Origin of the sequence: Glycomyces endophyticus (genome assembly GCF_039531525.1) — a bacterium.
GTDB lineage: Bacteria > Actinomycetota > Actinomycetes > Mycobacteriales > Micromonosporaceae > Glycomyces > Glycomyces endophyticus.
The window spans coordinates 98,031-110,251 of sequence record NZ_BAAAQF010000001.1 but is presented as its reverse complement, the minus strand read 5'-3'; the positions used below and the strand labels follow the sequence as shown (position 1 = coordinate 110,251).

At 71.5% G+C, this 12,221-nt stretch carries 11 protein-coding genes; 5 read left to right on the top strand and 6 right to left on the bottom strand.

Annotated elements, in window-relative coordinates; all coding sequences use genetic code 11:
- Positions 1 to 26: 26 nt before the first annotated feature.
- Complete coding sequence (locus tag ABD419_RS00525) at positions 27 to 503, bottom strand: hypothetical protein (RefSeq protein WP_344480386.1); 477 nt, start codon at positions 501 to 503, stop codon at positions 27 to 29.
- Between the two features lie 199 nt (positions 504 to 702).
- Positions 703 to 2,112, bottom strand: a complete 1,410-nt coding sequence (locus ABD419_RS00520; RefSeq protein ID WP_344480383.1) for a cellulase family glycosylhydrolase — start codon at positions 2,110 to 2,112, stop codon at positions 703 to 705.
- 431 nt (positions 2,113 to 2,543) lie between these two features.
- Between ABD419_RS00520 and ABD419_RS00515 the strand changes: the two genes are divergently transcribed.
- Both ABD419_RS00515 and ABD419_RS00510 read left to right on the top strand, forming a co-directional pair.
- Positions 2,544 to 4,190, top strand: coding sequence for a hypothetical protein (locus ABD419_RS00515; protein WP_344480380.1), 1,647 nt, complete (start codon positions 2,544 to 2,546; stop codon positions 4,188 to 4,190).
- A gap of 215 nt (positions 4,191 to 4,405) precedes the next feature.
- Positions 4,406 to 5,533, top strand: coding sequence for an MFS transporter (locus ABD419_RS00510; protein WP_344480377.1), 1,128 nt, complete (start codon positions 4,406 to 4,408; stop codon positions 5,531 to 5,533).
- A gap of 20 nt (positions 5,534 to 5,553) precedes the next feature.
- Here the strand turns inward: ABD419_RS00510 and ABD419_RS00505 are convergent, their stop codons facing one another.
- Positions 5,554 to 6,849 carry a GNAT family N-acetyltransferase gene (locus ABD419_RS00505; protein WP_344480374.1) on the bottom strand — a complete coding sequence of 432 codons (1,296 nt, stop codon included), beginning with the start codon at positions 6,847 to 6,849 and terminating at the stop codon, positions 5,554 to 5,556.
- 116 nt (positions 6,850 to 6,965) lie between these two features.
- Positions 6,966 to 8,042 carry a GNAT family N-acetyltransferase gene (locus ABD419_RS00500; protein WP_344480371.1) on the bottom strand — a complete coding sequence of 359 codons (1,077 nt, stop codon included), beginning with the start codon at positions 8,040 to 8,042 and terminating at the stop codon, positions 6,966 to 6,968.
- Positions 8,043 to 8,072: 30 nt separating this feature from the next.
- Here ABD419_RS00500 and ABD419_RS00495 point away from each other — a divergent pair, with 30 nt between their 5' ends.
- Together ABD419_RS00495 and ABD419_RS00490 are read left to right on the top strand one after the other, a co-directional pair.
- Complete coding sequence (locus ABD419_RS00495; RefSeq protein WP_344480368.1) at positions 8,073 to 8,549, top strand: MarR family winged helix-turn-helix transcriptional regulator; 477 nt, start codon at positions 8,073 to 8,075, stop codon at positions 8,547 to 8,549.
- 88 nt (positions 8,550 to 8,637) lie between these two features.
- Entirely contained in the window at positions 8,638 to 9,201 is a 564-nt protein-coding gene (locus ABD419_RS00490; protein ID WP_344480365.1) for a GNAT family N-acetyltransferase, read from the top strand.
- A gap of 57 nt (positions 9,202 to 9,258) precedes the next feature.
- On the opposite strand, the gene ABD419_RS00485 is transcribed toward ABD419_RS00490, so the two are convergent.
- Complete coding sequence (locus ABD419_RS00485; RefSeq protein WP_344480362.1) at positions 9,259 to 10,020, bottom strand: alpha/beta hydrolase fold domain-containing protein; 762 nt, start codon at positions 10,018 to 10,020, stop codon at positions 9,259 to 9,261.
- A gap of 101 nt (positions 10,021 to 10,121) precedes the next feature.
- Positions 10,122 to 10,823, bottom strand: a complete 702-nt coding sequence (locus tag ABD419_RS00480) for an SMI1/KNR4 family protein (protein ID WP_344480359.1) — start codon at positions 10,821 to 10,823, stop codon at positions 10,122 to 10,124.
- 199 nt (positions 10,824 to 11,022) lie between these two features.
- Between ABD419_RS00480 and ABD419_RS00475 the strand changes: the two genes are divergently transcribed.
- Complete coding sequence (locus ABD419_RS00475) at positions 11,023 to 12,183, top strand: serine hydrolase domain-containing protein (RefSeq protein WP_344480356.1); 1,161 nt, start codon at positions 11,023 to 11,025, stop codon at positions 12,181 to 12,183.
- Positions 12,184 to 12,221: the final 38 nt, after the last annotated feature.

The window sequence follows — 12,221 nt, the reverse complement described above, 5'->3', positions numbered from 1 at the left end:
CCGTTCGTCGGCGGACTCGCCGGAGTCTATCCGCGATGCAGCGCCGTGGGAGTTGGCGAGAGCTCGCCGGTCGAGCCGGTTCCGATCTCGGCGCCGGCCGCCAGGAGGGCCCTCCACTGTGCGGCTCTCGGGTGGCTCGGTTCGGCCTGCAGCGCTTGCGTCACCTGAGTGAGCAGGTGCTGCAGCGGCGCGCTCATCGTGTCGAGCGTCGGCGCCGGCGGCCCGGTCCTGTGGCCGGGGGAGCGGGTGGCGACGGCTCGGGCCTGTTCGGAGACGCTCTTGACGTACCGCACGAATCCGCCCGGCCCGTACTGGACGTCGAGATAACCGGTGTCGGCGAGGCGCTTCGCCGTGAAGGCGAAGTCCCTCGGGGACCAGGCCTCGGCGAACCGGAAGATGCTCTGCGTCAGTGCGAAGGGCCCGGAGCGGTCGTACGCCTCCACAATGCCGGTCAGCAGCGGGAGGTCGACCGCTTCCCACTGAGGCAGCGCAGTTTCATTCATGCTCCAGTTCTACGCCGCAGGTGGGGCCGCCGAACGGCCCCGGGGCGCTCGTCCATTCAGCTTCGAGACAGGCCGAATCGTCGCCGCGGGCATCGACATGCCACCGCTCGAACCGGTTGCCGAGGCCGCTGGGCGGAGGGCGGAGGGCGCCGGGCTTCGAAGCCCGACGCCCTCCGTTTCTCTGCCCCTCTAGCAGGTTCTAGATCGCCTCGCAGGTCACGACCGGGGTCGCGGCCGGTGTGGAGGCGTTGAATCCGAAGACCTCGCGGGACTGGCCGACGGGGACCGCGGCATTCCAGCCGACGTCGGTGGCGGTCACGCCCGCTCCGGAAGCCGTGATCGTCGCGTTCCACGAGGAGGTGATCCGCGTGGAGCCGGCCCAGGTCCAGGTGAGCTTCCACCCGTCGAGCGCGGCGTCGGTGGCGGTCACGGTGACCTTGCCCTGCCAGCCCGAGCCCCAGTCGCTCGCGATGGTGATCGCCGCCGTGCAGTCGCCCTCGGCGGGGCCGCCGGTGGTCGGGTCGTCGGTGGGGGTCGTGACCGGGTCCGTCGGGTCGGGGTCGTCGCCGAAGACGGTGGCGCGCTCGGCGGTGTTCTGGATGCCGTTGGCAGAGGTGAAGACGCCCTGGCCCCACGTGGTCAGCTGGCTCGGGTTGAAGCCGGTGACCTGGTCGAGGTGCTCCACGCCGCTGCCGTTGCCCGAGTAGGACCACGCGAGCCAGCCGATGCCGCGGGCCTGGGCCTCGCTCTGGATGGTCTGCCAGGCGACGTTCTGCCCACCGTGGATGTTGCCGTACTCGCCCACGATCAGCGGCAGGTTCATCTGCTCGAACGCCTCGAAGTAGTCGATCACCGTCTGCGCGGAGGTGTACACCTCGTACATGTGCACCGAGAACAGCGTGTTGCCGAGGCTGTCGGCGGCGGCGACCTCGGGCGCGCCGTTGAGCATGCGCTTCTCCCAGTCCTGGCCCCAGTTCGGGGCGTCCACGACCAGGGTGTGCTCGAACCCGGAGGCCCGCATCTGCTGGATCGCGGACTTCGTGGCGTCGAGCCAGCCGGAGGTGTTCTGGTTCCCCCAGGGCTCGTTGCCGATGTTGATGAGGACGTACGCCTCCTCGCCCTCCAGGACGCTCTGGATGCTCTGCCAGTAGTCCACGGCCTGATCGAGGCTGGCCGCGCCGGACTGCTCGCCGTACCCGGTGGTGTCGTGGACCTCGAGCATGCAGATGAGCTGCTGCGCCTTGCATTCGGCGACGATGTCCGCGACGCGGTCGGCCGAGGAGGTGCCCCAGCCGCGCTGGCCCGAGCCGAGGACGACGCGGACGGTGTTCGCGCCGAGGTCGGAGATCTCGCCGTAGCTGGCGAACTCGCCCTGATACCAGACGTCGGCGTGCGAGGTGCCGCGCATGACGAACGGGTTGCCGTTGGCGTCGATCAGCTGCGTGCCCTCGATCGAGAAGCCGCCCTGCTGCGCGCTGGCGGGGGCGAGCTGCCACAGGCCCCCGGCGGCGAGAGCGAGCGCGGCGGTCGCGGCCGTGAGCCACGCGCGCAGTCGGCGACGCCGTGCCGGGGCGGCGTCGCGGATGCCGATTTCCATGAGAGTGACCATCCTGTCGATCGTGGAGATGAATCGGTTAATTCGACCTCGCATAGATAATCACAAATATCGAAACTCTTCAAGTTTTGCGGTGGAGATACATGAATCAGCATCTCAATGCAGGTTTCGTGATCGTCCGGCCCGATCGGATCCGGCTACCGTGGTTCGGGTCGGACGGCCTGCGCGGTGCATTGCCCGGCATCGCGCTGAACCGAGAAAGTTCAAGATCTCGTCTCTACGGCCCCCGCCTCGCCGATCGCCAAGAGCGGTCGCGGCCGTGAATTCTCGGTGAACCGAGGTGCGGCGGCGCAGGTCCAGCGAGGGGTCGCGGCGGCGATGGGCGGGTGATGACCGGGCGATGATCGGGCGGTGACCGCGGCCCCGAGCTTCAGGGGGTCACCGGCGGCCGCTCGGCCGGCGGTTCTCAGGACAGAGGAGTCGCCATGGGCGAGCCGTTCCAGGACGCCAACTTCGGTCAAACGCTCAGAACCGCGATCGAGGGACTCGCTGACGCCCTCGCCAAGCGGTGGCGGAAGGAGGTCGCCGCGGGAGTCGCGAAGGGCGACTTCAGCTTTCCGACCGCGTTCCGCCGGGACCCGAGTGAGCCCTGGTGGGACTACACGCACCCGGACACGTTCGCCCACACCTGGTCGCGGCACTGCGAGTACGTCAAGTGGGCGTCCGGTGATCAGACCGAGCCGCTCTCGAGCGTCGTGTGCAAGGGGAAGACCGATGTCATCCGCGTCGACGGCGCGTCCACCGTCCTGCCGCCGGACCACATCGTCTGCGGCATGGGCACCGCCCTCGACGGCGTCGGGACCTGGGCCTATGAGGAGGCCTATCTGGTGCTGAACGAGCTGCCGAAGTTCGACGCGCACGACCAGCACCGGCTCAGGGACGGCATCAAGGCGCTGCGCACCATCGCCGGGTCGCTCGGCGCCGTCGGGGACGGCGCCGACATCCCGCTCCAGTCGGCGGGGTCCGCGGTCGGCGCCGCCGCCCGGATCTGCAACCAGGACGGCCAGAACCCCGGGTGGTGGGACGACTGGACCGACCTGACCGCCCGCCATCTGAAGACGTACTTTTTCGCGTCGGTGGCGCCGTCGATGGGCAACCAGGCCCAGATCGCGGCCGCGCTCTCGAACCTGTACACCCACCGCTCGGCGATGATCGACGACATGCGCCGGTCCGACCTCTCGGTCGTCAGCGACGGCATCGCGAAGCTCGACGCGCAGAAGACGGTCGACAGCACCGTCAGCAACCTGGCCGCGTGGCGGGTGGGCACCCTCGCGGGCGACCTGCTCAGCGTCATCGGGAGCTTCGGCGACAGCGCGGTGTTCAAAACGGCCGACAAGATCGGCAAGTGGGTGAAACTGCTGTCCACTGCGGGCGCCGTGTTCGATCCCGACGATCAGCAGACGGAGGTCGTCTACGAGAACGACCTCAAGTCCGCCGTCGAGTTCGTATGGGGGAGGGTCGAGGAGCTCAAGACGCAGTTGACCGCCGCGAAGGAGGAGTACGAGCAGGGTGTTCGGGCGCTGCGCGACGCCGTCTACGAGCTCCGCAGCTACGACCTGGAGCTCTACGACCCGGAGGAGGGCTGCCCCGAGCCCGATCCGGGATCGCGCGAGCTGAACATCGTCGTCAGCACGGTGGTGGGCGTCGGCCTGGCGTGCATGGAATGCGCCGAGTCCTATGAGGATTCGATCATTCCGGAGCTTCCCGGGGCCGAATCCGCCGAGCCCGACCTCGCCGACGAGACCGGCTCGCCGACCTGGGGCGACACCAACGTCAAAGAGCTGCTCGCCGAGCTGCGCGGCTATCTGACCACCGCCTGCGGGCGGCTCTACTACGCGGGCGACCAGATCAAGGCCGCCGCCGAGGAGTACGCCCGGGTCGATGACGAGGTCGCGGCGCAGTTCGAGCGGAGCATGGAGGACTGGACGGCCGGTCCCGCGCCCGCGTACGCCGGCGAATGGGCCGCCGAGACCGACCGCAACACCTATGAGGAGGGCGCGAGCGCCGGGCTCGCCCCCGGCCACGCGAACGGCGAGCCCTCGCCGTACGAGGCCGACCTGTCCGGCGGCTGACGTGCGGCCGGACCGGCGCTGCGGACGGCTGGTCGCGCCATTAGTGCAACCATAGGTTGCATTTCTGAGTGAAGTATGCGAGGGTTATATGCAACCAAAGGTTGCATATTCTCGGAGGTTGCGATGTTCGACGGAGAGAGCCGTTCACGAGTAACGATCGCGCTGGCCGCCCTGTTCACGGGAACGCTGGTGATGGGTGCGCCGAGATGCTCGTGATGGGCATGCTCGACCTGATGGCCGCCGACCTTGCCGTCCCGGTCTCGGCCGTGGGCGCGCTGGTGACGGCGAACGCGCTCGGGATCGCGCTCGGCGGGCCGCTGCTGACGTTCCTGACCGCCCGGCTCGACCGGCGGCCGGTGCTGCTCGCCGCGCTCGCGGTACTCACCGCGCTGAACCTGCTGCCCGCCCTCGGGGCCGGCCTGGAGGCGTTCATCGCCGCCCGGATCGCGATCGGCGCGGTGGAAGGCCTGTTCATCGCGGCCGCCATCACCACGGCGACCTCGATCGTGCCTGCGGAACGGGCCGGCCGGGCGATGGCGGTCGTGATCTCCGGGTTCGCCGTCTCCGGCGCGGTGGGGATGCCGCTGGGACGGCTCCTCGGCGAAGCCGTCGGCTGGCGCGTGTCGTTCCTCGCCGTCGTCCTGGCGGCCGCCGCCGTGCTCCTGATCGCCTGGTTCCTGGTGCCCCGCGTACCGGCCGAGAGCGGGGTCGGGATGCTCGGTCAGCTCCGGTTCGCCCTCGCCCCGCGCGTCCTCGCGGTGCTCGCCGTCGGGGTGCTGCTGTTCGCGGGCCTCGCGGCGGCGATGACCTATCTGGTCCCGGTCCTGGGCGCGGCCGGGGTCTCCGGGCCCTGGATCGGGCTGTGCCTGATGGGCTACGGCGTCGCCGCCGCGGTCGGATCGTTCGGCGGCGGCAGGTTCGCCGACGCCGGGGCCGCGCGCGCCATCGTCATCGGCGCCGTCGGCGTGGCGGTCTCGCTCACCGCACTGGTCCTCTGGGGAGCGAACCCGGTCGTCGCCGTGCCTGTAGTGCTCGTGCTCAGCATGTGCAGCGCGGGCGTCACCAGCCCGTGGCAGCACCGCGTCGAACACCTCGCCGGCCCCGGCGCGATCCTCGCCGCCTCGCTGCCCGCGTCCGCCGGGAACCTCGGCGACGCCGTCGGGGCCTTCACCGGCGGGCACGCGATCGACACCGGCGGCCTCCCCGCGGCGGTCCTCGCGGCCGTGGTCCTGGCCGTCATCGCCGTCGCCGCCGCGATCGCCTCCCGCACCCTGCGCTCCGCGCACGCACCTCGATCCGAGCCGGTCCCGGCGCCGGAGCCCGAGCCCGTCGGCGTCCACTGACCGGGCCGGTTCTCCCTGCCTCAGAAGACGAAGGAGTTGTGGGGCTCCGGTTCGGTCCTGAACATCCGGGCCAGCCGGTCCACGGCTCCTTCGCGATATTCGGCTATGTCGCCCGCGTACGCGAAGTGGTGCGCCGACATGCCGCCGAGGTACAGCGAGCCGAGCGCCTGGACGGACACGCGCAGCTCCGTCTTCGCGCCGTCGGCGGGGATGCAGGTCGCCGACGACCCGTCCGCCTGGAGTCGCCAGGTCCCGTTGTTGGCCGGGCACATCCGGTCGCCCTCGACCGTGAACGTCAGCTCCCCGGGCACGTCGTAGGAGCGCGCGCTGAGCGCGGCGGGGAGGTCCAGGAGGCGGATCCACAGGCTCTCGGTCTGGCGGGTGATGCGCATGGCCCGCGGGTCGGCGAGCATCCACCGCAGCGGCTCGTCCCGGGGCCGAGGCGCCGCCACCACGGTCTTCGTCAGGTCGAAATCGACAAGCAGGCTCCACAATGCACGGTATGCGGCGGGGTTCGCCGCCTCCAGCGCCTCGACCACGAGCGTCCCCGCGGTGGCCGCATCTGCCGACCACGGCAGCCGGAAGTCGGCGATGCCGTCCGCCACGCCGTGCTCGTCCCGGTGCACCAGGTACCGCAAGGGCCCGTTCGCGCCGTCGGCCTCGTCGGTGAGCCGGTCCCAGCGCCCGGGCTGCGGCGTGAGCTCGCCGACGCGCCGGGCGCGGACGGCCGCGTGCACCACCGGCCAGACCTGCCGGGCCGCTGCGGCATCGACCAGTTCCAGCGAACCGGCGTCCGGCGCCGCGGGCTTCAACGCCGCCTCGTGCCGCGCCAGCTCCCACCGGACGAGGTAGGTCGCCGGCGAGAACCCGTACCGGCCGTAGATGCCGCCCTCGCTCGCGCTGAGCCCGGCAAGCGGCTCGCCCCGCTCAAGGGCCGCATCGAACATGGCCTGCATCATCCGGCGCAGGAGGCCGCGCCGGCGGTAGGTCGCGATGACGCCGGTGGCCGTGACGCCACCCATCCCGACCGTCCGCCAGCCGGGCACCCGGATCTCGAAGGAGAGCATCGCCGACGCGCCCGCGCACGCGCCGTCGACGAACGCCGCCATCGGGTGGAAGTTCCCGTCCTCGGAGTCGGCCGCGGCCATCGCCGCGAGCCGCTCCGCCGTCGCGGGCGCGCGCTGCGGCGGCCACGGCCCCAGACCGCCGTGCCACGCGGCGTCTTCCGGTTCCCATTGCGGCAGACCGGTCGCATATGGCAGCGCCCGGTAGTACGCGGGCATCTCTTCCAGGAGCGGGGGACGCACGTCGATCATCGGGCCGAGGCTAGCGGATCGCGGCGGGCGGACGCACTTCGTTTCCAGTGCGACCCGAGCGGCGCGGCGCGCTCGTTCAGGCGCACAGGCGTTCCCCTCCCCGGCAGGAACCCGCCTCACGCCACCAGGACCGGCCGCGCCTTCGCGAGGCCGACCGTCCCCTCTGGAACAGGACCCGACGCCGGCGTATAGCCCTCGCTCGCATAGAACTCGATGTTGCGCCGGCTCCGGGAACCGGTGAAGAGCACGGTGCGGCGGCAGTCCGGCTCGGCGGCGGCTTCGGCGGTGCGCAGCAGCCATCGGCCGAGGCCCCGGCCGCGCTGGTCGGGGACGACGGCGAGGCGGCCGATGTCCCAGTCGTCCTCGACGCGGCGGCCCCGCACCATGCCCAGGAGCCGGCCGTCGAGCCAGAGGCCGGTGGTGCGCCACTCGGCGAGCCAGCCGCGCACGTCCTCCACGGACTCGTGGAGCGCGGGGATGTCGATGGTGCCGTTGACGATCGCCTCCTCCACCCAGCAGCACCGCTGGAGCACGGCGACCTCCGCGGCGTCGTCCGGCGTCAGCGCCCTCGCATACGAACCCGGCACCGGGCCGGGCAGTGCGTCGGGACGGGCGCGCTCCCGCATGGGCCGCAACGCGTTCGCCACCCGGGTCAGCTCCTCGAGCAGGCCGACGGCCACCGCATCGCGGGCGGCGTCCGGTCGCAGCCGGCCGTGCTCGACCGCGTCGGCGATGCGGATCGCCACGGTGGCACCGAGCGGCACCAGCCTCAGCGTGGTGACGACCTGCTTGGCGTGCTGCACTGAACGGGTGCCCGCGGAGGTGTGGCCGTAGCTGACGAAGCCGATCGGCTTCCACGCCCACTCGGCGCTGAGGTAGTCGAGCGCGTTCTTGAGCGTCGCCGGCATCCCGTAGTTGTACTCGGGCGTGATCGCGATGAAGCCGTCGGCGGCGTCGACGAGGGCGCTCCACCGGCGGGTGTGCGCGTGCCGGTAGACGCCGGACGAGGGGTGCTCCTCCTCGTCCAGGAACGGCAGGTCCAGGTCGCCGAGCGCCACGGGGACGAGTTCGACGCCGAGGTCGTCGGCGGCGGCGGACACCGCGCCGGACAGCCATGCGCCCACGGCCGGTCCGAGCGCGCCGGGCCGGGTGCTGCAGGTGATCACGAGGACGCGGAGCTTGTTCGTTGACATGGAAACGAACTTACCTGATAGATTGATTACATGTCAACGAGCAAGTCGGACGAGGGCGTGCGCTGGCTGGACGCCGACGAGGACCGGGCCTGGCGGGCCTTCCGCCGCGTCATGACCGCCGTCCAGACGGGCACGGCGCGCGACCTGGCCGCGATCGGGCTCTCCGAAGCCGACTACGAGGTCCTGAGCACGCTCTCCGAACGCCCCGGACGGACCAGCACGCTGCGGGAGCAGGCCCGGAAGATGGGCTGGTCGCGCAGCCGCCTGTCCCGCCACGCGAGCCGCATGGAGACCCGCGGCCTCCTGCGGCGCGACCCTGACGCCGCCGACGGCAGGAGCTGCCTCCTCGTGCTCACCGACCAGGGCATGGCGGCGCTCGAAGACGCAGCCCCCGCCCACGTCGAGTCCGTGCGGCGCCACTTCATCGACCGGCTCACCGCCGACGACCTCGCCGACCTCGAACGCATCGCGGAGCGTATGGACCGGCACCCGCCCGACGACGAATAGCCTGCACCGCTCCCCGAGTGAAGCCTGCGCTAGGGCGCGGACTCCTCACGTACGATGCCGTCACCTGCTCACGAACCGAGGACCCGACATGACATCTGACGGCATCGTCGTCGAACCGATGGACGCCGCCGCGGCGCTCGCCGCCGTCGAGGCGTTCACGCTCGTCTACGCCGAGGTGTTCGCCGAACCGCCCTACGACGAGGACGCGGCCGACGTGGCGGCGGCCTTCGAGCGGTTCCCGACGCAGACGCGCCGGCCCGGATTCGCCGCCGCCCTGGCGCGCACCGGGACCGGCGAACCGGTGGGCATGGCGTTCGGCCACGCGCTCACACCCGAGACGGCGTGGTGGGACGAGCTGACCGTGCCCGTGCCGGAGGCGATGCGCCGCGAGGACGGCGAGCGCACGTTCGCGCTCATGGAGTTCGCGGTGCGCGAGGCCTGGCGCGGCCGCGGCGTCGCGCAGCGGCTGCACACGGCCCTGCTCGCGCAGGTCCGCGCGGAACGGGTCCTGCTTAACGTCCACCAGGAGGCGGCCCCGGCCATGCGCGCCTACCGCTCCTGGGGTTACGAGCGGGTCGGCGAGGCGAAGGCCTGGGGCGTCGGCGACCTCCACGACGTCATGATCCTCACGCTGCGACCCGACGGCGGCTGAAGCCGCGCCGCCGCCGGGTTGATCACGACCCCGTTGCACGCCAGGCGAGACGCACGCTCAGCGCAGTGCCTTCGCCAGGAACGCCACCGAGGCGGCGATCAGGCCGGCGATGTCGTCGTGGCCTTCGAAGATGTGGTCCGCTCCCTCGACCGGCAGGAACGTCGAGCTCGCGCCCGCCGCGAGCAACCGCTCATGCAGCACTTCGCTCTGGCTGAGCGGCAGCGCTTCGTCGGCGGTGCCGTGGACGAGCAGGAACGGGGGAGCGGCAGCCGTGACATGGGTGACGGGGCTGGCCTGCGCGGCGAGCGCGGGCAGTTCGGCGGGAGGGCCGCCGATCAGCTTCGCCATCGGCGTCTCCGCATCGTGCAGGTCCTCCATGGCGCTGAGGTCGGTGAGCGGATACCAGGCGACCACGGCGGCGATCCCGCCGTCCGTGAGCCCGGCCAGCGCCGCGAGATGCCCGCCCGCGGACTCCCCCCACGTCCCGATCCGGTCCGCGTCGAGATGATGCTCTTCGGCCGTGTCCCGCAGGTAGGCCAGTGCGGCCTTGACGTCGTCGAGCTGGGCGGGGAAGACCGCCTCGCCCGAGAACCGGTAGTCGATCGTGGCCACGGCGATGCCCGCCTCGACGAGTGCGTCGAACACCGCGCCCGGCGGCACGGTATCGGGGAGGAACCGCCTGTCGCCGAACAGGAATGCGCCGCCGTGGATCCACACCACCACGGGGAACGGGCCGTCCCCGAGGGGCACCCGGAGGTCGAGCAGCAGGGGACGGAATCCAGGGATCTGCGCGTAGGTGAGGTCCTTTTTCTCGTGCATGAGCAGTGATTCTAGAACCGGAGCCGCACGGCCCGGCCGGACCGAGGCCCGTCGCCAGAGCATGGGAAGCAGGATGCGGAGCGTCGACGGGAAGGCCGGCGCTACCAGGTCGAAGGGTCGCGGGCCTCGACGCCGCGCAGCCACTCCGGTCGCGACGTGCGGTATTCGGGGCTCGTGCCCCACAGGCTGTCCGGCCCGAGGCCGTCGCCGATGCGGATCGAGGAGGAGCCGGGATCGTCGGCGAACCGCTCGAGGTCGCCGGCGTACCGGTGGAGCAGGTCGGTCCACGACGGCGCCAGGACGTCCCACTGGCCGCACTCCATGTCCACGCGGACCACCTGGTCCGAGGTGCCGCCCTGCGGCGGTTCCAGGTCGAGGAACCAGTTGACGTCGCCGTTGATCGTGCCGACGACGACCCGGTCCGACAGGCTCGACCCCGGTCGCACCGGTCCGTCCACATGCAGCACGCCCTTGTCGATGAGCCTCGCGATGACGGCCGGGTCGTCCAGGTCCGGGTCCTCGTCGGAGTCCCAGGCCTGCGTCAGTTCGATGATCTCCCCGGTGTCGAAGAGGTACTCCAGCGGCACGGGACCGGGAGTGCCCGGGAGTGACCCGTCGTGCCGGAGCAGGCTCGCGCGGAAGTCAGGCGGCAGCCGCAGTCCCAGTGTCGACTCGACGGCGACGATCCGCTCGGGTTCGGCGGGCGGCGCGAGCAGCCGCACCGAATCGGGAAGGACGCGCGCCAGCGCCGTCTCGACGCGATCCCAAGCGCGCGCGACGCGCACGTCGACGGTGTCGTCCATGCCTCGCATCATATGGCCGCGACCGGTGGGCGATTCGCTAGGCCCGCAACCGGTTCGCGTCCCGGTAGGGGAGGCGGCCGAGCACGCCTCCCGGCAGTGTGGCGCGCGTCATGGTTGACCTTGACCCGAGGTCAAGGTGGACGCTTCCGTCATCGGCGAGCCGCCGAGGAGCACCACCGATTCGAAGGAGCCATCCGCCATGTCGACCTCCCATCAGCACCAGACCCTCCGCGCCGCCGACGATGCGGCCCGCGAGACCGCCGCGCCCGACCGCCGACCCCGGCTCGCGCAGGCGATCGAGGAACTCCTCGACCCCGGCATCATCGGGATCACCGTGCGCGTCAACGACCTGCACGGCGAGTGGACCGGCGCCGCCGGGGTCGCCGAGATTGGCGGCGTCGCCGGTCCGCCGGTCGAGGGGCACGTGCGGATCGGCTCGAACACCAAGACCTTCACCGCGGCCATGGTCCTGCGACTGGTCGCCGAGGGCCGGATCGACCTGGACGCCCCGGTCGCGGACCACCTGCCCGAGTTCGACCTCGACCCGCGGATCACCGTCCGGATGCTGCTCCAGCAGACCAGCGGCATCTTCAACTTCACCGGCGAGGTAGAAGAGGACGGCTCGTACGCGCTGGGCACGACCATCCCCTACGGCCCCAACGGCGACGACTGGATCGAGCGCCGCTTCGACACCGTCCAGGCCCGTGACCTGGTCGAATTCGCGCTCGCCCAGCCCCCGCGGTTCGAGCCGGGAGCGCGCTGGAGCTACTCCAACACCAACTACGTCCTCACCCGCCTGCTCGTCGAACGCGTCACCGGACGCACGGCCGGCGAGGAGCTGCAGCGCCTGATCCTCGCACCGCTCGGCCTGGCGCACACCGTCATCCCCTCGGACGCCGAGATCGCCGAGCCGCACGCCCGGGCCTACTTCCGGCACACGACCGACGACGGAACGACCATCGTGGACATCACCCGCCAGGACCCCTCCTGGGTCGCCGCCGGGGGCGACATGATCTCCACGACGGCGGACCTGCACACCTTCATCGCCGCGCTCACCGGCGGCGGGCTCCTCCCCGACGAGCTGCGCCGGGAGATGTTCACGCCGGTCGACACGGGCCTCCCCGGCATGGGCTACGGCCTCGGCGTGTTCGTGCTGACCACCGCGGACGGGACCACGGTGATCTCCCACAACGGCGCCGCCGTCGGCCACGCCGCCCTCATGTACGCCACCCCCGACGGCTCCACGACCCTCACCGCGGCCCTCAACTGCGTGGACGACGCCTCCCTCACCGTCGCCGCCGCCTTCGCCGGCGCCCAGCAGCGCCTCCTCGGCGAGGTCTTCGGCACCGAGACCGCCTGACCCCCTGAGACAACGGGCCGCGCCGGATCGACCCGGCG